Source organism: Flavobacterium johnsoniae UW101, from assembly GCF_000016645.1.
GTDB classification, from domain to species: Bacteria; Bacteroidota; Bacteroidia; order Flavobacteriales; family Flavobacteriaceae; genus Flavobacterium; species Flavobacterium johnsoniae.
Genome location: NC_009441.1, coordinates 185,980 through 207,817 on the forward strand (window position 1 = coordinate 185,980; position 21,838 = coordinate 207,817).

Genomic DNA, 21,838 nt, shown 5'->3' on the forward strand with positions numbered 1-21,838 from the left:
ATGAAGACAAAGACAATTGAAAAAATAAAGACTTATAATGCCTCAGGATTTCGGGAGAAGTTCCTTGGAGAGGATAATCCTATTCATTTGCTTTTTAAATCAAATTCTGATCATTTTTTCTGTTTGGAGATTGAAGAAATAATGCAGATGCAACATCCGGTACCGCCTTGTAAACATTCCTGCCATACTTTAATTTTTATTTCTTCGGGCCAGCATGTCATGAAATTGGGGTATCAGGAATATACCACTATAGATAACGAAATAATTGTGGTTCCCGCTGGTCAGATTTTTTCTCTTGAAAATGTTAATAACATACATAAAGGCTATATCTGCCAGTTTCACCCTGATATTTTAATTAGAAAATACGGAAGCCGTGAAATGATTAATGAATTTGATTTCATGAAAATTTCAGGCAATCCAAAAATTACTCTGGCTCCAAAAGATGTTCCGCACATAACGGCTATTTTAAGCCGGCTTGAAAAAGAATATTCTGAAACTTCGACAGCAAACCTAAATATTGTGCAGTCGTATTTAATTACGCTGTTTTATGAAATGAATAAAAACTCGGTTAAGAGTTCAAAAAATATTTCTGCGGCAGAAGTTATTACCAATAAGTTCAAAGAGTTGATTCACCAAAATATTAAAACACATCATTTGGTTCATTATTATGCATCATTATTGAATGTTACGCCTAACCATTTGAATAAATCTGTTAGAACGGTTACAGGAAAATCGGCCACAAAATGGATTGATGAAACCATATTATTAGAAGCCAAATATTTACTCTTTCAAACCACACTTTCTGTAAGTGAAATCGCAGTACAAGTAGGTCATGAAGACCAATCGTACTTTAGCCGTTTTTTTAAGAAACATGAAGGAATTACACCAATTCAGTACAGAAAAATGATTGATAAGTCCTAATTATTGATTATTGAATCCTATTAAACAGCCATACATTTTTCAGAAATTTGCCTCTTCAAAAAATGCAAATTATGATTTATGTTTTTAAAACTTCCGTTAACAGCCAATCAAAATTTGAGTCGGCTTCTACACTGCTTCACGAATTATTACCTGATACTTTATGGAATTTTGATCTTGAGGACTGCGATAATATTTTAAGAATCGACAGCGAGCTTGATATTCCAAAACTAATTCTAAACAATGGCATTTTTGACTGCATTGAATTAGAATAAAACTTAACTACTTACAACATCTTCACAAATAAAATGGAAACTAAATTATACCAAAACCGAACTTTTGACACAGTAGATTACTCTGATCAAAGTTTATCGAATACAGAATTTGTAAACTGCGAGTTCATCAACTGCAATTTCTCTAAAAGTGATTTGAGTCATAATGATTTTTTAGATTCTACTTTTAAAAACTGTAATCTTTCGCTGGCTGTGCTTAAGAATACCGGATTAAAAAACATTAAGTTTATTGGCTGTAAACTAATGGGATTGGATTTTAGTGCAAGTAACAGTTTTTTGTTTTCGATGAGTTTTCAGGATTGTCTTTTAGACTATTCTACTTTTATTTATAAAAAACTAAAGAAAACCAATTTTATTGACTGTTCGCTGAAAGATGTCGATTTCTCAAATACCGATTTGTCTTTGGCAGCTTTCAAAAATTGTGATTTATCTAATGCTACTTTCGCGGAATGCATCCTGGAGAAAACCGATTTCAGGTCTTCGAGAAATTATGCTTTCGATCCTTCTGAAAATAAAATTAAAGGGACAAAAGTTTCTCATACAGCGCTTGCCGGATTATTAGAAAAATTTGATTTGGATATTGAATAGATTATAAAAGTATTCAGCCGCAGTTTTTAGTCTCAGGTTTCTTTTACTGTGAAGATTTCACAAAAAAGTACTTTATAAAAAAAGGGATGCCGCGGCATCCCTTTTTAAAAACTAAAAATATGAAAATGAAATTTATTTAATCCAACGTGGATCACCAATTTTATTATCTTTCAAAGTTTGATTTCCTAATGTAAAATCTCCTCCTGCAGCATTTGCAAACTGCGGATCTAATGTTGTTGCCGCAGCATCTGGTCTGTTATTATTTGTAGTCGCTTTTAAATTTGGTGAATTAAAATTATTATTGTTTCCAAATCCTGGAGCACTTGTTGCAGCATTGTTAGTATAAATTGCCTGACCAACAACAAGCAATGTGTTACGTACCGCTAAAATATTTGTCGCAAAACGTACATATAAAATTCTGCTTGAAGCTATTAATGTCGGAGTATATATCGTACATCCATCAATCACCACATTACTTACTAAACTTCCTCCTGAACCAGCAGCTGCATCTAAACGGATGAAATCACGTGATCCACAATTATTAAATGTACTTCTTGTTAAAGTAACATTTTCAACATATGTAGTTCTGAAATCGATAAAATCAGCTGATCCGGCAGTATTTACATTTTTAACAATACTATTATCTATAGTGAATGATTTCAATCTGGCTGCTGCATTTCCGTACATAAGCTGAGAAGGGTAATCATGAACATAAGAACTGCTTATCAAGATATCTCCTAAAGGTGACGCTTGTGCTGTTAAAATTGAAATGACACCGCCCGTTAAACCAGATCCACTTAAATCCAGATCAACCAGAGACAGACTTACAGCTTCACTTGCATTAGCCGGATTATTAGCCAGAGTAAATTTCACTGTCAGTTTTGGTTTATTTTCTGGTCTTACACCTCTAAAAATAAGTGTTTTGTTTACAATGATCTCACCCGTTGTTGAATAAACACCCGGCATAAGTAATAATCTTGATCCTGATGGTGCCTGAGCAACTTTAGCAATTAAATCGTCTTGTGGATTTATTACAATACCTTTTGTAAGATCAACACCACTTGTAAATGTTAGTATTCCTCTGGTTTTAGTCCCATTCTTTAAAGTAGCAGTATAATTTGTTTCTGGAGTTAAACCGTTAACAATTGCTGCTCCGGCAGCTTTTTCTTCTGCTGTTATGGTGTGGGTTATATTACCTGGCTGAACTAAAATCTCTGTTACGTTACTGTTAGGTGTCCATCGTACAGTAAGATACCCAGCTTCGATTTCTTCCGGTTTAATTGGAAAGAAAATCTGTTCAGATAATGTTGTAGCTGTGGTTACTGACCATTTTGAATCGTCTAAACCAGCTGCACTTACAGCTTTAACCCTAATAGAATAAGTTGTTTCTCCTTCTAAAGCTACTTGTATTGGCAGTTCTGCCGGAGTTACATTTACTGTTTTAAAAATAGTTTTAAATTCAGGATCGTCCGGGCTGAATTCTACTACATAATGATCTGCGTTTTCATCTGTTTTAACCGTCCAGTTTAATTCAACCGTAGTTTGGTTTCTCACTGTGGCTTTAAGCCCAATTGGAGAAAACTCTCTTGTATTTCCTACGCTGTCTAATAACTCTTCATTATAACTTTCGCAGCTTGAAACTCCAACTGCAAGAAGTAATACGGCTATTAGTCCTCTAAATATATATTTTGCTTTCATCATAATAACTTATAATTTATTATCAATTAAGATTTTAATAACCGAAATCATTTTTTAACTGTCCATTACTTCCATCGATAAACACTTGCCATATTGGCCAGTACTGTCTGTTATCCGGATTAACTCCTGGTTTGTATAGTGAGTTTATCTTAGCATCTGCTGCTGTACCTGTCCATGTCCAGACAATAGAAGAATATCCTGTTCCCGGATTTGTTGTTTCTCCTCTGTTTAATCCGTAGATATCTAAACTTACATTATCTGTTTTATACTTATAATATAGAGTTGCCGGTACATCAGCATAAGCACCTGAACGCGCTGCCAAATCTGTCATTTTTTGTTTAGCTTCGTCTAATTTTACTTTAAGAAGATTCCAACGAATTAAATTTTGTTTACGCTCCATTTCTCCGGTAAACTCATATTTATTCTCTTCAACAATAGCATTAAACATCGCTTCTTTGCTGCTTAAACCGTCTACATATGCCTCCACTTTAACAGCTTGTGCCGCTGCTGGGAATGATCTTCTTCTAACTTCTTTTAAATAAGGCATTGCTGCTCCCGGACCTTCTAATTCGTTTGCTGTTTCAGCAGCTATAAGAAGCACCTCAGCATAACGCATATACATTTTATTAACCCCATCATCATTATCTGAAGTAACTCTTCTTGTCATCCACTCATAGCGGTATTTACCGAAATACCATGTATCTAAAGTCCCCAGCTCTTGTTTAGCAATTGGATATGGACTTGCTGCTACAGCAGTACCCCATTTGTAAGGCACACAGGTAACATCTCTACGCAAATCTGTCTGATCGTAATCGTAAAAAACAAATGGTAAAGGTCCCGCTACACCGCCTCGATTCGCTCCATTAGCCTGAAATTGATCAATTGCTGAAGTGTGTCTCACCGCAAACGTGAATAACATACGCCCACGTCCATCTGCAAAAGGAAGTTCCCAAAGAGACTCACCGCCGGCAGTAGTAATTTCCTGATTGTATTTTCTCCATAATCCTTCAAAAGTAGATTCTAAATGAGCTGAACCGCTCTCAATTACTTCGCGAGATTCTTTTAATGCTAATGCATACATAGCTGGAACTGAAAGTTCAGGATCATTACTTCTTCTTACGCCGTCAGGGTATTGCTGGTAACCACTTGCTGCCAAAGCCAAACGTGCTCTAAATGCTTTTACAAAAGCTTTATTTACATGTTCTACAGTACTAGTATAAGAAGTTTCGTTAGGCCATGCAACTAGTGTTGATGCTTCACCTAAGTCAGCAATTAATTGTTTGTAAATAATATCTCTGTTCGATTTAGGCAAATATAAAGTTGCTGTAGTGATAGGTTCAAAACGAGCAGGAACATCACCCCATGCTTTAAGTAAATCAGCATAGTAAATAGCTCTTAGAGTTAATGCTTCTCCTAATAACTGTCCCATGTTTGTTCCCGGTGATGGTTTTCCATATTGACGTATACCTTGAATACAGATATTTGCACGCTCAATACCTAAATACATCATTGCATAAGCATTTGTAGTGGTATTCATTTCTGTATTACCCGGTCTGGCATCATAAACACACAAATCTGCTTTATCTCCTGCTGTCTGAGAAGTATTATACCATTCCACATCTGTATTTAATCCATAATATGGTAAAAATCTTCCTCTGTAAGAGTTCGTTTCTGCAAATGGCACTTTTATTCCATCAACAGCTCCTTTTGCCAGTTCGGCATCAGAAAAAATCAAAGAAGGCTGTAATGTTGATGGTGCGTCTGTATCTAAATAGTCGTCTTCAAATTGCTGGCAAGAACTAAATAAACTTGAAATTATCAATCCTGCTATTATTAATTTATGTTTCATTTTGTGATAATTTAAAATTAGAAATTAAGATTCATCCCAAAAACCATTTGTCTGCTTCTTGGATAAGGACTTGAATCAACCCCTGGAGTAAGTGGGTTTTTTCTTTTTGTTGAAACTTCCGGATCAGAACCAGAATACTTAGTCCAAACAAAAACATTGCTCGCCGTCATGTAAAATCTTAATTTAGAAACTCCAAGCTTAGATGTAAACATTTCAGGTGCTGTGTACCCTAATGTTAACGTATTCAATCTTAAAAATGATGCGTCTTCCACTGCCCAATCAGTAAATATAGCAGTTCTCATGTATGGAGACCACATAGTTGTATTAGCATTAAGAGCTGCTAATGCATCAGGGTCTGTTACTAACTGGCCTGAAACAGGATCTAAATTTGTCCATCTTTTTCCATCAGCCATTGTAGAATTTAAATTTTTATACTGCCCTGAAGCATTGGCTGTAGAAAATTCAATTTTATCAGCGTTATATACTTCATTACCAATACTCCAGTTAAAAGCCGCCATTAAATCAAATCCATAGGCGTTTCCGTTAATAACGAAACCTCCGGTACTTTTAGGGTTAATATTACCAATAACTGTTTTATCTGTCAGATCCACTTTACCATCGCCATTAACATCTTTCAATTTCATATCTCCAGGCTTAAGAGAACTTCCGTCTCCAACTAAAGTTGTAGCTGTAGCAACTACACCGCTTTTTAAAACATATTTTCCTCCAACATAATCAAAGTCAGAAACTTCATATCTTCCGTCATTTTTATAACCGTACATAGTTCCTAAAGAAGAACCTACTGATATTAAGTAATCGTCTCCAATTTGTGAAGAAGCCCAGTTTGTAGCTGCTCCAAAATTGCTCATAACCCCTAATGAGTTAATACGATTTTTGTTTACTCCCATATTGAAAGAGAAATTTAATCCGTATTTAGCTTTTTCAATTGCAACAACATTCAAAGTAGCTTCAAAACCTGTGTTTTGAGTTTCTCCCATGTTACGGTATTGATAATCATATCCAGATCCTGGAACTGGGAAATTAATTAATAAGTCACTTGTAACATTTTTATAGACATCAAAATTACCGCTTAAACGATTTTTAAAAAATCCAAAATCCAAACCAACGTTTTGTGTTACTGTAGTTTCCCATTTCAAATCTGGGTTAGGCATTGTTTTAGGAATAGCCCAAACACTAGTTACCCCATTAATCCATGCTGTTGGAATAGATTGAAAAATTTGAGTCTGCTGTCCTACAGGTATATTATTATTTCCTGCTTCACCATAACTTGCTCTTATTTTTAGAAGATCAATCCATGATTTACCTTTTAAGAAACTTTCTTCAGAGATTTTCCATCCTGCAGCAAATGCCGGGAAATATCCCCAACGGTTTTGTGGTAAAAATTTACTTGATCCATCCGCACGAAATGTAGCTGATAAGATGTAACGATTTTTATAATCATAATTGGCACGTCCAAAAAATGACAATAATCTGTCGTCTGGGTTATAATAGTTATCAACTGCCTGCGGAGTTCCTTGTGATGTCAGCGATTTTGCCTGGCTGAAATCGAAAAAAGAAGGATATCCATGAATAGTAGAAGTCACTGTATTCACTTCATAATTAATACTTTCTTCACCAATCAATGCTGTTAAATGGTGGTTTTCTCCCATTATTTTTTTGAAATCGTAATTCAAAGTATTAGCATTTCTAAAACGTCTCTCTTTACCATCAGTAATAACCATTGCCGGTTTACCTTGCAGAGTACTAGCAGGCGTATTAGCTACATAGTAAGTACTGCGTCCATAAAAACGATAATCTAAACTGTTATAATTATCAAGACCTAAGTCTACTTTAAATTTCAAATTATCTACGATTTCCCATCCAAAACTTCCTAACATATTGAAGTTTTTACGGAACTGCTGACGGTTGTTATCGTAAATAGATCGTAAAGGATTTACCAATATATCTGTTCCGTCTCCAGAAACATCATCAGAAGTTAAACCTGATACCGGAATTGGCGCATAACCAACAATAGTACGCATACGTGAATCTGTAGCCGATTTTTCATTTTGTTCGTTTACTCCTCCACCATCAATCTCAGTATCAGAATAACGTACTGTAAAACCAACGTCAACTTTATTGCTTACTTTACTTTTTAAAGCCAAAGCAAGGTTGTTTCTTTTATAATTTGAACCCAGCATGATTGCCTTTTCATCATAATGAGCATAATTAAAGTTATAATTAAGCTTATCTGTTCCGCCTCTAATTCCTAAATCACGGCTCTGCACCTCACCTCTGCGTCCAAAAATCTGTTTTTGCCAGTCATTTCCTTTTAAACCATTATACATATCATGATCCTGCCAATTTCCAAAATACTTAGTATAAGAAGTTGGATCTGAAGGTACTTTTGTTCCTGTTTGTGAAAGCATAGCATACTCGTACTGCCATTTAGTATAATCCTCAGGTGACAAAACATCTATTTCATTTGCCATGGTTTTCATACCATAAAACATATTGAAATTCACAGAAATTTTTCCGTCTTTTCCACTTTTTGTTGTAATCAAAATTACCCCATTTGCACCACGAGATCCGTATATTGCAGTAGAAGCGGCATCTTTTAAAACAGTCATTGTTTCAATATCAGATGAAGAAATATCATTCATACTATTGATAGGAAATCCATCTACAATAATTAAAGGTGAAGCATCCTGAGTTAATGATCCTCCTCCACGAACTCTAATTCGTATATCGGCATCAGGCGAACCCTCTGCTGATGTTACTTGTACACCGGCAATTCTACCTGTCAAAGCTTCAGCAACATTCGCTACGGGAACTTTTTTCAAATCATTACCTGAAATAGTAGACACAGCACCTGTTAAATCACCTTTTTTTGCTGTACCATAACCAATTACAACTACTTCATTTAAGTTATTAGAATCTTCGATTAAAACTATATCTACTTTGGTTTTACCTTCTGCAGATACGTCTTTAGTTTTAAATCCTATAAAAGAAAAACTTAGAATCGCTTTCGGATTACTGAGTTTAATCTTATAGCGTCCGTCAAAATCTGTAGAAGTTCCGTTCTTTGTTCCTTTTTCCAAGACATTAACTCCTGGTAAAGAAAGCCCTGCTGCGTCTTTAACAGTTCCTTCCAATGTCACAGTCTGAGCCATAGCTCGACTGCTCATCAGTAAGCACAATAAAAAAACAACTGCAAAGCAACGATTTGCTCCTTTGTTTAATAAATCTTTAAAATTCATGGTTGATTGTTTAAGTTACTAATTGTTTAAAGTGGTTTTTTGTGGTTTAGTTTTTTGTATATCAATTCTACTTTTTATAAGAAGTTTAAAAACAACTCTATTTGAACAAAATCGGTGATTCAGCCTGATAAAATCACTTATAGAGGCCTATATTTTAACTTTTTTTTAAAGTTGTAATCGATTACACAAACATAGATATTTTTTTTATATAAAAAATTAAAATTCATAAAAAATTCATAAATAAAATTACAAATCAAAAATAAATATGCTTTTTTATACGACAAATGTAATTTTATTGATATATAAATATTAAATATATTATTATAAATAGATGTTTTGCTGCGATTTTTCAAAAAAAACAATCGATTACATGTTTAGATTTTAAGATTTTTTTAAGTGTGTTTTTGACATTTAAAAACCGTTACGAAAACGATATTATTTTAAATACACCTCATTTTTTAACAAGTTTTTATTCTAAAAACTCGATTTTGGATATAGAAGCATAGAATAATAAACCTTCCTTTTTACATTCATTTAATCATTAAACAACTCTAAAAAAATTTTGGGCATAAAAAAACCCTTAGAATCATCTAAGGGTTGATTAACAAACTAAATTTAAATAAATCTTATGCGCTTTGAAGCTTTAAGCTGTTTTTGTGAGTTTTAATTAAGGTTAAGGTAATAAGCATTCCTATAACCGACATTCCAACACCTATAAGATTTGGTGAAGCATAACTATATCCGGCACTCAAAGGTAATCCGCCCAAGAAAGCCCCTAAAGCATTTCCTATATTAAAACTTCCCTGAAGTGAAGCCGAAGCAATCATCTCTGCTCCTTTTGCTGTTCGTATCATTAACATTTGAATTGGCGCAATAACAGAGAAAGAAATAGCTCCTGTTAAGAAAGTCAGAAACAAAGAAACATATTGATTTGAGGATAAGAAATACACTAATATTAAATCAACTGACATTATAAAAAGTAAAGCTAATGTTGTAGGCGCAGGCGAATATTTATCTGCCAATTTACCGCCGGCGAAGTTTCCAACCACCATTCCAAGACCTGCCAGAATTAAAATATACGATACATCACCTTCTGCAAATTTTGACACGTTAATTAATAACGGCGCAATATAACTGATCCATGCAAACAATCCGCCAAATCCAATTGCCGTGATTCCTATAATCAGCCAAGCTTCTCTTCTTTTAAAAAACTCTAATTGTTTCTTCATATTTACTGATTCACCTTTATCTAAATGCGGCATCCACAATGAAATAAACAAAAAGGTAAGCAGGCCGACAACAGCTATTAAAACAAAGGTATAACGCCAGATAAAATTATGCCCAATATAAGTTCCAATAGGAACTCCAATTAAATTAGCCAATGTAAGACCCGAAAACATAATAGCAATTGCCTGGGCTTCTTTTCCTTTATCAGCTAAGCGGCTTGCAACTACAGCTCCAACACCAAAAAAGGCACCATGCGGTAATCCAGACAAGAATCTGGAAGCAAATAAAATATTATACGTCGGTGCAATTATAGACAAAGCATTAAAAACTGCCAGCATTGCTGCCAAAATTAAAAGCATTTTTTTAGGCGGAAAATTTCTTCCAAGTATTACTAATAAAGGAGCACCAATAACAACTCCCAGAGCATATGCAGAGATTAAATATCCAGCTACAGGAATGCTGACTTTCATATCTGAGGCAATATCAGGAAGAAGGCCCATCATTACAAATTCGGTAATACCGATTGTTAAACCTCCAAATGACAATGCAATAAGACTTTTTTTCATAAGATTAAGAGAGAAAGGGAATTAACTTTCTACGATGCAAATTTAAAACCCATACAGCAGAAATAAATTGTATATTTGCGATATAAATTTGTAAATATATGTTATGCCGAAATTAAATCAATTCAAAACACTTATGATTGATGAGTTTGAAGAAGAAAAATTTCATCTCCCGCCGCATTCTCATACTTATTATGAAATCATTTATATAAAGAAAGGAAGCGGTGTGCATCATATCAACAACAATCTGTTATCGTATAAAGCCGGTGATTTGTTTGTAATTTCACCAGATGACGAGCATTACTTTGATATTAAAAAAAGCACTCGTTTTATTTTCATCAAATTCACAGACAATTATTTCAACTCAAAACAAAACCTTACCTGCGACGAATTTCTGGTTCATACGCCGGAAAACTTTATGCGTGATAAAATTCTAAAAGAAACGGTTTTAAAATTTGGCGAACCCTGTAAAACGATTCTTAGAAATACGGTTGAGAACATTACAAAATATGACCAATATATTGATGTAACGAATTCGCCAATTGTTTTTTATCAGATTCTTTCGATTTTTGGTTTAATAAAAGAAACTATTCGATGCATGAATCTGCAGATGACTTCGACTCATATCGATAATGAACAAATTGCAAATTACATTCACCAGAATATTTATCAGCCAAAACTGGTACAAATAAAAGTAATTGCTGAACATTTTAATATTGCCCAGACGTATTTCAGTGCTTATTTTAAAAGAACTTTTTCAATAAGTTATCGCGATTATATCCATAATTTGAGGACAACATTAATAGAGAAAAGATTTCAAAATAATCAATTGCCTATTAAGCAGATTGCTTATGAATTTGGTTTTACAGACGAGAGCCATTTGACTAATTATTTTAAAAAGAAAAGAAACATGAAGCCTACTGATTTTAAAAGGCTTTAGTTATTGAAATCCTAAAAGAGCATTTCTCCTAAATATTTTTATCTAATTTTGTAAAACAAACAAATTTTTCTTTTGACAAAAAAAGTCTACATAGCATTTCTGTTAGTAATGATTGGTTTCTTTTTGATTCCGGTTTCTGGTTATGCATGCGGGAATCATACTCTAAAAAAATCTCATGTAGAAGAAACTGCTCTAGAAAAAAAGAAAAACAGCTGCTGTACAAAAAGCTGCTGTCAGGAAACGTCAAAATCGAAAAATAAAAAACACGACTGCAACGGAAAATGCAGTCATACCAACTGCACAACCTCATCTTTCCAATTGAGTATTCCGGTATCAAGCGATTTTAGTTTTCAGAATAACTTTAATTTCTCTGTAAAAAAATCCATTACGTATTACAATAAAACCAACATTTCTGATGGTTTCACTACAATTTGGTTACCTCCAAAAATATAAAATAACATTCTTAACAGCCATAAATGGGTCTTGTTGAGAAACTTATTACACATTAAAATTCAATAAAAACAACCTAAAGAAAAAAGTTCTTTCTTTAAAAAAACACATAAAAATGAAAAATTCAACAACAGCTGTTTTAGCAGCCATCACAATACTATTTTCTGTAAACACTATTACAGCAAACGAAATAAAATCACAAATCAACACAGAAGATGTTATAGCTTCTGGTGAATTACAATCCGTTTTTGACAACTATTTTGCTGTAAAAGATGCCTTGATTAAAAGTGATGCCAAAACTACTTCGGCAAAAGCAGCAAGTTTACTAACTGCAATTAGTGCTGTAAAAATGGATAAATTAAAAAGTAACGAACATACTGTCTGGATGAAAGTAGTTAAAAAATTAACTGCCGATGCAAAAGCAATCTCGTCAAATACAGATCTTAAAAAACAGCGTGAGTCTTTTAAATCATTATCTAAAAACACTTACGATTTAATAAAAGTTTCAAATCCGGATCAGCCAATTTACAAACAATACTGTCCAATGGCCGATGCTGACTGGTTAAGCAAAGAAAAAGCGGTTAAAAATCCGTATTATGGTTCTTCAATGCTAACCTGCGGAAACGTGGTAGAAACCATCAAATAAAAATATGACGCTTTACATCAAAAATATGGTGTGCGCCCGCTGTAAAATGGTCGTGAAGTCTGAGTTTGAAAAACTCGGACTTCCTACTATTTCTGTTGAACTTGGCGAAGTAGAATTAGAAAACGAAATAACCGAAGATCAAAAAGAAGCTTTACTTAAAAACCTTCAGGATTTAGGTTTTGATTTATTAGATGATAAAAAAAGTAAAACAATCGAGAAGATTAAAAATCTGATTGTTGATTTGGTTCATCATAAAAACAACGAACTAAAAATTAATTTATCTGATTATTTAGTCGAAAACCTCAATCAGGATTACAGCACATTAAGCAACTTATTTTCTGAGATTGAAAACACAACTATTGAAAAGTATTTTATAAGCCAGAAAATAGAGAAAGTAAAAGAACTTTTAATTTACAATGAGCTTTCCTTAAGTGAAATTGCTGATCTTTTAAACTACAGCAACGTAGCACATTTAAGTAATCAGTTTAAAAAAATTACGGGCTTTACTCCTACTTCATTCAAGCAATCAAAAGATAAAATGCGTATTCAGATCGAGAATTTGTAGTTTTTTGATTTTTAACCGCAAAGAACACAAAGAATTTACGCAAAGTTCGCAAAGATGTTTTAAGACAAAGCTTTGCGAACTTTGCTTTTTTATATAAAACCCAGCATAGCAAAAATCCTTGCGCCCTTTGCGGTTAAAAAAAACCTTTTGTAAATCTTGCAAATCATTCTCAAAATTCTACAACCCGAAGTAATCATTAGTTTGGAAATTTGCATTGTAAACAAAAAAGCAAAGCAATGGAACATCAATATATAATTTCAGGAATGTCGTGTAACGGATGCCGAACCAAAGTCGAAAAAACTTTAAATGAGATAGAAGGTATTCACGCAGAAGTAAACCTAAATCCAGGAGAAGCGACTATTACTATGGATAAACATGTCGCAACCGAAAAACTTCAGGAAGCTTTATCGGCTGCAGGAAACTATACTATTGAAATGAAAACAGCAGAAAATGCTGTAAAATCATGCTGTTCATCAAAAAAAGAACATTCTCACCACGATCACGCAAAAAAAGCTGCCATACCTCATAATGCAACAGGAGTTTTTTACTGCCCAATGCATTGTGAAGGCGATAAAACCTATAACAAACCCGGAGATTGTCCGGTTTGCGGAATGGATTTAGTGCCTCAAATTGCAGCAGGAACACAATTTACCTGCCCAATGCATCCGGAAGTTATTTCTAATGAACCTGGCGACTGCCCAATCTGCGGAATGGATTTAGTACCAATACAGGCTTCTGAATCTGAAGACAACAAAACTTATACTGACTTATTAAAGAAAATGAAAATTGCGACATTGTTCACGCTTCCAATTTTCATTATTTCAATGTCAGAAATGATTCCGGATAATCCTCTTTTTAAAATCATGTCAATTGAAAAATGGAACTGGGTTCAGTTTATATTTTCAATTCCGGTTTTATTTTATGCCGGATGGATATTTTTTGTACGCGCCTGGAAATCTATTACAACATGGAATTTAAATATGTTTACCTTAATAGGAATTGGAACCAGCGTTGCATTTCTTTTTAGTATAGCAGGAATGTTTTTTCCTGATATTTTTCCGGCAGAATTCAAATCGCATCACGGAACGATTCATCTTTATTTTGAAGCTGCAACTGTAATTACAACTTTAGTCATATTAGGTCAGTTACTAGAAGCGAGAGCACACGGGCAGACAAACGGCGCCATTAAAGAATTGTTAAAACTGGCTCCAACTGAAGCCACTTTGGTAGAAAACGGAAATGATAAAGTAATTTCTATTCATAACATTAAAAAAGGAGATTTACTGCGAGTTAAACCCGGAGAAAAAATTCCGGTTGATGGAAAAATAACGTCTGGAGAAAGCAGTATCGATGAGGCCATGATTACCGGAGAACCTATTCCGGTTGATAAAAAAACGGGCGATAATGTAATTGCAGGAACCATCAACGGAACAAAATCTTTTGTAATGACTGCCGAAAAAGTAGGTTCAGAAACGTTGCTTTCGCAGATTATCCAAATGGTAAACGATGCTAGCCGTTCCAGAGCACCAATTCAAAAACTGGCAGACCGGGTTGCTAAATATTTTGTGCCTACAGTTGTTGGTATCTCTATATTAACCTTTATTATATGGGCAAAATTTGGCCCGGAACCTTCTTATATATACGGATTAATAAATGCAATTGCTGTTTTAATTATTGCCTGTCCTTGTGCTTTAGGACTAGCAACACCTATGTCAGTTATGGTAGGCGTTGGAAAAGGTGCTCAGCACGGAATTCTGATAAAAAATGCCGAAGCACTCGAAAACATGAATAAAATCGATGTTCTAATTACTGATAAAACCGGAACAATTACAGAAGGGAAACCAACAGTTGAGAAAATTTATGCGATTGATAATAATGAAGATTTTCTGCTTCAAAATATTGCTTCTCTAAATCAGCATAGTGAACATCCTTTGGCGCAAGCCGTTGTAAATTTTGCCAAAGAAAAAAATCAATCTTTACTTGAAGTTCCCAATTTTGAAGCTGTTGCCGGAAAAGGAGTTTTAGGAACCGTGAATAATTCAAAAACAGCATTAGGAAATAAAAAACTGATGGATCAAATTGGCGCCTCTATTCCTGATGATTTAGAAACTAAGATTATTGCCGAGCAAAATTTAGGCAAAACCGTTTCTTATATTGCTGTAAACAATAAAGCTGTCGGTTATGTATCTATAACAGATGCTGTTAAAGGAACCAGCGCAAAAGCTATTAAAGATTTAATGGATCAGGGAATTGAAGTTATAATGCTTACCGGAGACAATAAAAACACTGCAAAAGCAGTAGCAGATCATCTTCATTTAAGTTCATTTAAAGCGGATTGTCTTCCAGAGGATAAACTAAAAGAAATTGAACGCCTGCAGGCCGAAGGAAAAGTTGTGGCAATGGCAGGAGACGGAATCAATGATGCTCCGGCACTTGCAAAAGCCGATATTGGAATTGCAATGGGAACCGGAACTGATGTTGCCATAGAAAGTGCTAAAATTACGCTTGTAAAAGGAGATTTAAACGGAATTGTAAAAGCTCATAAATTAAGCTTTTGTGTTATGAAAAATATCAAACAGAATTTATTTTTTGCCTTTATATACAATGTTTTAGGAGTTCCAATTGCGGCTGGAATTTTATATCCTGTATTTGGGATTTTGCTTTCGCCAATGCTGGCTGCGCTGGCTATGAGTTTAAGTTCAGTTTCGGTAATTGCAAATGCTTTACGATTACGAAATTTAAATCTTTAAAAAATCAATATGAAACTACGTGTTATACTAATTGTTATTTTGATTGCTTTTAATGCAAAAGCACAAAAGGTAGTTCGTTATGATTTACATGTTCGGGATACGATTGTCAATTTTTCCGGAAAAGAAAAACGTGCTCTTACAGTAAACGGACAAATTCCGATGCCTACGCTGACTTTTACTGAAGGGGATATTGCTGAAATTTATGTACACAATGAACTAAAAAACGAAGATACTGCAATGCATTGGCATGGATTGTTTCTGCCTAATAAAGAAGACGGCGTTCCCTATCTTACGCAAATGCCTATTAAACCGGGAACAACACATAAATATACTTTCCCGATAATTCAAAACGGAACGTATTGGTACCACAGTCATTCTGGTTTACAGGAACAAATTGGTTTGTACGGACTTTTCATCATCAACAAGAAAAAAGACGATCCAACTATTCGAAAAGGCATTGATGATCTGCCAACGATTCCGGTTATTCTAAGCGAATGGTCTGATTTAAAACCAGAAAACATTCAGCGAATGCTGCACAATGCAAATGATTGGTTCGCAATAAAAAAAGGAACAACGCAAAGTTATTTTGAAGCTCTTAAACAAGGACAGTTCCCTACAAAAGTCACTAATGAATGGAAACGTATGAATGCCATGGATGTGAGTGATGTTTATTATGAGAAATTTTTAATTAACGGAAAAAACGAAGACCAGCTTTCGCAGTTTAAGGCAGGTGATAAAGTAAGACTGCGAATTGCAAACGGAGGAGCTTCCAGTTATTTCTGGCTGACTTACGGCGGCGGAAAAATCACAGTTGTTGCCAGCGACGGAAATGATGTTGAACCTGTAGAAGTCGATCGTTTAATTATTGCAGTTTCTGAAACCTATGATGTTGTCGTAACAATTCCTGAGGACAAAAAATCCTTTGCATTTTTGGCCACAGCCGAAGACAGAACCGGATCTGCATCTTTATTTTTAGGCAACGGAACAAAACAACCCGTTCATCATCTTCCAAAATTAAAATATTTTAGCGGCATGAAAATGATGAACGACATGATGAAAATGAACGGAGAAATGAATGACATGGGCATGAATATGTCGCTCAATAAAATGGATATGAATGCCGTAATGTATCCTGAAATTTCCGGTGAAGATGAAAATTCAAAACCAGCGATGGATCATTCAGGTCACAATATGGAAGAAATGAAAATGGAAAGTGACAGCACAGAAAATCCGGAAATTGTTACTTTAAATTACGGAATGCTTAAATCGCCTTTTAAAACGAATCTGCCAAAAGATGCTCCTGTTAAAGAACTTCGCTTTGAATTATCAGGAAATATGAACCGTTATGTATGGAGTTTAGACAATAAAGTGATTTCTGAAACCGATAAAATTTTAATCAAAAAAGGAGAAATTGTTCGTATAACTCTATATAATGGATCGATGATGCGCCACCCGATGCATTTACATGGACATGATTTCAGAGTTTTAAACGAACACGGCGATTATTCTCCACTGAAAAATGTTCTGGATATTATGCCGATGGAAACTGATACGATCGAATTTGCAGCTAATGCCGATGGTGACTGGTTTTTTCATTGTCACATATTGTATCACATGATGGCAGGAATGGGACGTATTTTTAGTTATGAAAATTCAGCATCAAATCCGTTAATCCATCATCCTGAAATGGCTTACAAAATGCTGAAAATGGACGATCGTATGTTTCATTTCATGGCCGAAAATGATTTTGCTTCAAACGGAAACGACGGAGAAGCCATGTACAGCAACACGCGCTGGAGCATAGGCACTGAATGGAGATTGGGTTATAATAATGAACACGGTTATGAAACCGAAACTCATATTGGCCGTTATATTGGTAAAATGCAATGGTTTATGCCATTTATAGGTTTTGACTGGCGATACAGAAAAATGGGAATAGACGAACAGGAACAAAACCTTTTTGGTCAAAAAAACACAAAAGACAATCGTTCAGTTTTTAGCATCGGTGCCGAATATACACTGCCAATGCTCATAAAGGCCCAGGTTGAAATGTATACAGATGGAAATGTGAGAATTCAGTTTGAAAGAAAAGATATTCCGCTTTCGAGACGTTTACGAATGAATTTAATGTGGAATACGGATAAAGAATATATGGCCGGATTAAAATATATTGTTGCCCGTAACTTTGGAATTACCACACATTATGACAGCGATATGGGAATTGGATTTGGATTGAATTTGAATTATTAAAAAATTGTCTCATAGAGACTGCATAAACATTTAGATATTAACTTATCATTGACAATTTCCAAAACTAAATCGTATTATATTTGAATCAACATCTTCAATCAAAAAAGAAAAATATCTAACATTTAAATTATACAAAAATGAAAAAATTATTTGCCGTTTTAGCTATTGCTTTATTTACAATTGGTGTACAAGCACAAGACACAAAACCAGATCCTAAAAAAGAAAAAGCTAAAAAAGAATCATGCTGCAAAAAAACAGATGATAAAAAAGACAAAAAATGCTGCGCTAAAAAATAATCGCAGCATATATAAAATGCAAAAAGGCTTCAAATATTTGAAGCCTTTTTTTATGGTTTGCTTTTTCTTACTGCATATTGTATAAATAAAAAGAAGCAAATTTAAATCCTTTTTTATCTGTTGAATATTTAGCAGAAAAAACTTTAAAACTTATTTCAGCCTGACACTCCATTCAAAATCCATTTCAGAAACCTGAACACCTTCTTCATTAGTTCCAATAGATTTCATCCAAAAAGTCTGGCCTTCTCCTGTTTCAATTGTTTTTTTGATTGCATCAGCAATTAAATGTCCGTCGTTGCAGACAAAAGTAATTCTGCCCGTTGCTTTTTTTGTAAAGTTCCCTTTATTATTAGCAACCAGCATAGAAATCTTTTTACCGCTTTGCTGAATCTGCGAAATCACCAAAGCCCCAGTTGTTAATTCTGCCGCCATTGCCTGAACAGCAAAATACATCGAATTAAACGGGTTTTGATTTATCCATCTGTGCTTTACACTTACTATGCATCTGTCTTTGTCGATTGCTTTTACACGTACACCGCAAAAGTATGCCGATGGTAATTTGAATAATACAAATTTGTTGAGTTTCGATACTGAAATTGCCATTTGATATATTTTTTATGTAAAAATACAAAAAAACTATGCACGCACAATACTTCGTATTTACTTTCTAATGACCCCAACAAAATCAATACTTACCAATGATTTTCAATTAATTAATCAAAATCTAACAGATATAAATTTGTTAATATTTTGTTAATATTTACTACTATGTAAAACAAGATACTGTTTTTTAGACATATATTTGCATAAGAAATTACTATATACTTTTAATCATGCAATCATCAACACCACTCATCATGGAAAAATCAACAGAAAAGAATACTTCGGCATTCACACATTTAAGTACATTAAGCCAATACATTATTCCGTTTGGAAATTATATTTTCCCAATTATAATCTGGTCGAGCTACAAAGACAAATCAGAATTTGTAGACCACCACGGAAAACAGGCGTTAAACTTTCAACTAAGTTTATTGCTTTACACGTTAATCTTAGCTTTAATCGCTATTCCAATTTTCGTTACAGTTTTTTTGCAAAACCTGCCAATTGAAGCCATTTTTAACGATCACGATTTCTACATTAGAAATTTCAATTTTGAAGGCAACATTGGTCTTTTAAGCATTGGAGCAACGGCAGTAATACTTTTTGGACTTTTAAAATTTGTTGAATTCTTTTTAGTGATTTATGCTTCGATAAAAGCTTCAAACGGAGAATTATACAAATATCCGCTGACGATACCTTTTATAAAGTAACATTTTGGATTCGCAAAGTGCGAGATCTAAAAAATTAAAAGTTATAGTCGAAACCAGCATACAATCAATCAATATATAGTTTCGAAATCAATCATCAATCAAATCATCATCAATCAAAAAACGAATTGTTCAATCAAAAAAAAACAAAATGAAATTATGAACATTGAAAACACAAAAGCACAGATGCGCAAAGGTGTTCTTGAGTTTTGCATCTTATCAGTTCTAAAAGAAAAAGACGCATATACATCTGAAATATTAGACACTTTAAAAAACGCAAAATTACTAGTTGTAGAGGGAACTGTTTATCCGTTGTTAACTAGGCTTAAAAATGACGGTTTACTAAATTATAGATGGGAAGAATCGACATCCGGACCACCAAGAAAATATTATGGATTAACCGAAATAGGACAAACATTTTTAAACGAACTAAGCGGTACCTGGACAGAATTGTCTGACGCTGTAAATTTAATCACCAATCAAAATCAATAAGTCATGAACAAAACAGTAAATATTAACTTAGGCGGTATGTTTTTTCACATCGATGAAGATGCATATTTAAAATTATCACGCTATTTTGACGCTATAAAACGATCACTTAACAACTCATCTGGACAAGATGAAATCATTAAAGACATCGAAATGCGTGTTTCTGAATTATTAACAGAAAAACAAAAAAGCGAGAAACATGTTGTTGGACTGAAAGACGTAGATGAAGTGATTGCGGTTATGGGACAGCCGGAAGATTACAGAATCGAAGACGAGGAAAGCACAAGTCAATCTAACAGCAGTTATAACACAAGGCGTCATAAAAAATTATACCGAGATAAAGAAAACGGTATGGTTGGAGGTGTTGCAACTGGATTAGCTCATTATTTTGGAATTGATGCTGTATGGGTTAAAATCGTATTCTTAATCTTTGTTTTTGCTGGTTTTGGAACTGGTATCTTAGCTTACTTCGTGCTTTGGGTGGTAACACCTGAAGCCGTTACAACCTCTGAAAAATTAGAGATGACAGGAGAACCGGTTACAATTTCTAATATCGAAAAAAAAGTTCGCGAAGAAATTGATTCATTATCTGAAAAATTTAAAAATGCAGATTATGATAAAATGGGAAATCAGGTAAAGTCAGGAGCTGAGAGAATAAGTAGTTCATTTGGAGACTTTATTATGACTGTTTTTAAAATTTTTGCTAAATTTTTAGGTGTCATTTTAATCATCGCAGGAATTTCAACTTTAATAATGCTGTTAGTTGGAGTTTTTACTTTAGGAACTAACCTTTTTGTTGAATTTCCATGGCAGAATTTTATAGAAGCAGGAAACTTTACAGAATATCCATTGTGGTCATTTGGTTTATTGATGTTTTTTGCTGTAGGGATTCCATTTTTCTTCTTAACTCTTTTAGGATTTAAATTGTTATCTCCAAACTTAAAATCAATTGGCAACATTACAAAATATACTCTTTTAGCTATTTGGATTATTGCAATTGCAGTTTTGGTAAGCATTGGAATTAAACAGGCAACTGAAATTTCACACGATAATAAAATCATCGAGAAAAAAGCCTTCAACATCAACCCAACAGATACATTATATGTAAAATTCAGATACAGTGACTACTATGCAAAAAGCTTAAATCATTATAGAGAATTTGAATTTGTTCAGGATTCTGCCAATAACGAATTAATTTATTCAAACGATGTACGCTTACATGTTTTACATACAGATGAAAAAGCTCCGTTTGTTCAAATAGAAAAAAGTGCAAGAGGAAACTCTTTTACAAATGCTAAAAAAAGAGCAGAAAAAATTAATTACAAGTTTCAAATTAACGGAAATCATTTAATTTTGGATAATTATTTTCTGACTGATATAAAAAACAAATTCAGAGGACAAGAAGTTGACATATACCTTTATTTACCAGAAGGTCAATTGCTTAAACCAGACAGTTCTGTTAGAGATTACTTTAATTACGATGATGATTTCTTTAACCTAAATCATGATGGAAATTATGATTATAAAGTTGAAGGTTCAAAAGTTAAATGCCTGAATTGTCCGGCAGATGATCATGATAATGACAGTGACAATGACAACGATTCTGACGAAGTAAATACAATCGACAATGATACTGTAAAAGAAGTTTCAATTAAAATAAATGGAAAAGAAGTTCTAAACGGTAAAAAAACTAACGGAAGATTAACAACTGATAAAAACGGAGTTATTATAAAAATTAACTAACAA

18 protein-coding genes are annotated in these 21,838 nt (G+C 33.8%); 13 read left to right on the forward strand and 5 right to left on the reverse strand.

Going from position 1 to position 21,838, the window contains the following annotated elements; genetic code table 11:
* The 3 genes from FJOH_RS00980 (at position 1) to FJOH_RS00990 (ending at position 1,799) form a co-directional block, all read left to right on the forward strand.
* Positions 1 to 921: an AraC family transcriptional regulator gene (locus tag FJOH_RS00980; RefSeq protein WP_044047382.1), complete on the forward strand. Its 921-nt coding sequence runs from the start codon at positions 1 to 3 to the stop codon at positions 919 to 921.
* A 71-nt stretch (positions 922 to 992) separates the two neighbouring features.
* Positions 993 to 1,193 (forward strand): hypothetical protein, encoded by a 201-nt coding sequence (locus tag FJOH_RS00985; RefSeq protein ID WP_044048187.1) that lies wholly within the window; start codon positions 993 to 995, stop codon positions 1,191 to 1,193.
* A 33-nt stretch (positions 1,194 to 1,226) separates the two neighbouring features.
* Positions 1,227 to 1,799, forward strand: coding sequence for a pentapeptide repeat-containing protein (locus FJOH_RS00990; protein ID WP_012022291.1), 573 nt, complete (start codon positions 1,227 to 1,229; stop codon positions 1,797 to 1,799).
* Positions 1,800 to 1,931: 132 nt separating this feature from the next.
* Here the strand turns inward: FJOH_RS00990 and FJOH_RS00995 are convergent, their stop codons facing one another.
* The 4 genes from FJOH_RS00995 to FJOH_RS01010 all read right to left on the reverse strand — a co-directional run bounded on the left by FJOH_RS00995 (position 1,932) and on the right by FJOH_RS01010 (position 10,399).
* Positions 1,932 to 3,500: a DUF4957 domain-containing protein gene (locus FJOH_RS00995; RefSeq protein WP_012022292.1), complete on the reverse strand. Its 1,569-nt coding sequence runs from the start codon at positions 3,498 to 3,500 to the stop codon at positions 1,932 to 1,934.
* A gap of 31 nt (positions 3,501 to 3,531) precedes the next feature.
* Positions 3,532 to 5,346, reverse strand: coding sequence for a RagB/SusD family nutrient uptake outer membrane protein (locus tag FJOH_RS01000; protein ID WP_012022293.1), 1,815 nt, complete (start codon positions 5,344 to 5,346; stop codon positions 3,532 to 3,534).
* A 17-nt stretch (positions 5,347 to 5,363) separates the two neighbouring features.
* Complete coding sequence (locus FJOH_RS01005) at positions 5,364 to 8,606, reverse strand: SusC/RagA family TonB-linked outer membrane protein (RefSeq protein WP_012022294.1); 3,243 nt, start codon at positions 8,604 to 8,606, stop codon at positions 5,364 to 5,366.
* Positions 8,607 to 9,232: 626 nt separating this feature from the next.
* Positions 9,233 to 10,399 (reverse strand): MFS transporter, encoded by a 1,167-nt coding sequence (locus FJOH_RS01010; RefSeq protein WP_012022295.1) that lies wholly within the window; start codon positions 10,397 to 10,399, stop codon positions 9,233 to 9,235.
* 103 nt (positions 10,400 to 10,502) lie between these two features.
* Between FJOH_RS01010 and FJOH_RS01015 the strand changes: the two genes are divergently transcribed.
* The 7 genes from FJOH_RS01015 to FJOH_RS26895 all read left to right on the forward strand — a co-directional run bounded on the left by FJOH_RS01015 (position 10,503) and on the right by FJOH_RS26895 (position 18,293).
* Entirely contained in the window at positions 10,503 to 11,336 is an 834-nt protein-coding gene (locus FJOH_RS01015; protein WP_012022296.1) for an AraC family transcriptional regulator, read from the forward strand.
* 72 nt (positions 11,337 to 11,408) lie between these two features.
* Positions 11,409 to 11,789, forward strand: a complete 381-nt coding sequence (locus FJOH_RS01020; protein ID WP_012022297.1) for a hypothetical protein — start codon at positions 11,409 to 11,411, stop codon at positions 11,787 to 11,789.
* 112 nt (positions 11,790 to 11,901) lie between these two features.
* The gene (locus FJOH_RS01025; RefSeq protein ID WP_012022298.1) at positions 11,902 to 12,432 is read left to right on the forward strand and encodes a DUF3347 domain-containing protein; all 531 of its coding nucleotides are present in this window, start codon (positions 11,902 to 11,904) and stop codon (positions 12,430 to 12,432) included.
* A gap of 4 nt (positions 12,433 to 12,436) precedes the next feature.
* Positions 12,437 to 12,997: a helix-turn-helix domain-containing protein gene (locus FJOH_RS01030; protein ID WP_012022299.1), complete on the forward strand. Its 561-nt coding sequence runs from the start codon at positions 12,437 to 12,439 to the stop codon at positions 12,995 to 12,997.
* 236 nt (positions 12,998 to 13,233) lie between these two features.
* Positions 13,234 to 15,747, forward strand: a complete 2,514-nt coding sequence (locus tag FJOH_RS01035; RefSeq protein WP_012022300.1) for a heavy metal translocating P-type ATPase — start codon at positions 13,234 to 13,236, stop codon at positions 15,745 to 15,747.
* A 9-nt stretch (positions 15,748 to 15,756) separates the two neighbouring features.
* Positions 15,757 to 17,997: a multicopper oxidase family protein gene (locus tag FJOH_RS01040; RefSeq protein ID WP_012022301.1), complete on the forward strand. Its 2,241-nt coding sequence runs from the start codon at positions 15,757 to 15,759 to the stop codon at positions 17,995 to 17,997.
* Positions 17,998 to 18,134: 137 nt separating this feature from the next.
* Positions 18,135 to 18,293, forward strand: coding sequence for a hypothetical protein (locus FJOH_RS26895; RefSeq protein ID WP_159436655.1), 159 nt, complete (start codon positions 18,135 to 18,137; stop codon positions 18,291 to 18,293).
* Positions 18,294 to 18,443: 150 nt separating this feature from the next.
* Here the strand turns inward: FJOH_RS26895 and FJOH_RS01045 are convergent, their stop codons facing one another.
* The gene (locus FJOH_RS01045; protein ID WP_012022302.1) at positions 18,444 to 18,896 is read right to left on the reverse strand and encodes a DUF4442 domain-containing protein; all 453 of its coding nucleotides are present in this window, start codon (positions 18,894 to 18,896) and stop codon (positions 18,444 to 18,446) included.
* A gap of 254 nt (positions 18,897 to 19,150) precedes the next feature.
* On the opposite strand from FJOH_RS01045, the gene FJOH_RS01050 reads away from it, so the two are divergent.
* The 3 genes from FJOH_RS01050 (at position 19,151) to FJOH_RS01060 (ending at position 21,835) form a co-directional block, all read left to right on the forward strand.
* Positions 19,151 to 19,606: a DUF4870 domain-containing protein gene (locus FJOH_RS01050; RefSeq protein WP_044047385.1), complete on the forward strand. Its 456-nt coding sequence runs from the start codon at positions 19,151 to 19,153 to the stop codon at positions 19,604 to 19,606.
* 156 nt (positions 19,607 to 19,762) lie between these two features.
* Positions 19,763 to 20,095: a PadR family transcriptional regulator gene (locus FJOH_RS01055; protein WP_008464689.1), complete on the forward strand. Its 333-nt coding sequence runs from the start codon at positions 19,763 to 19,765 to the stop codon at positions 20,093 to 20,095.
* A 3-nt stretch (positions 20,096 to 20,098) separates the two neighbouring features.
* Positions 20,099 to 21,835 carry a PspC domain-containing protein gene (locus FJOH_RS01060; protein ID WP_012022304.1) on the forward strand — a complete coding sequence of 579 codons (1,737 nt, stop codon included), beginning with the start codon at positions 20,099 to 20,101 and terminating at the stop codon, positions 21,833 to 21,835.
* Positions 21,836 to 21,838: the final 3 nt, after the last annotated feature.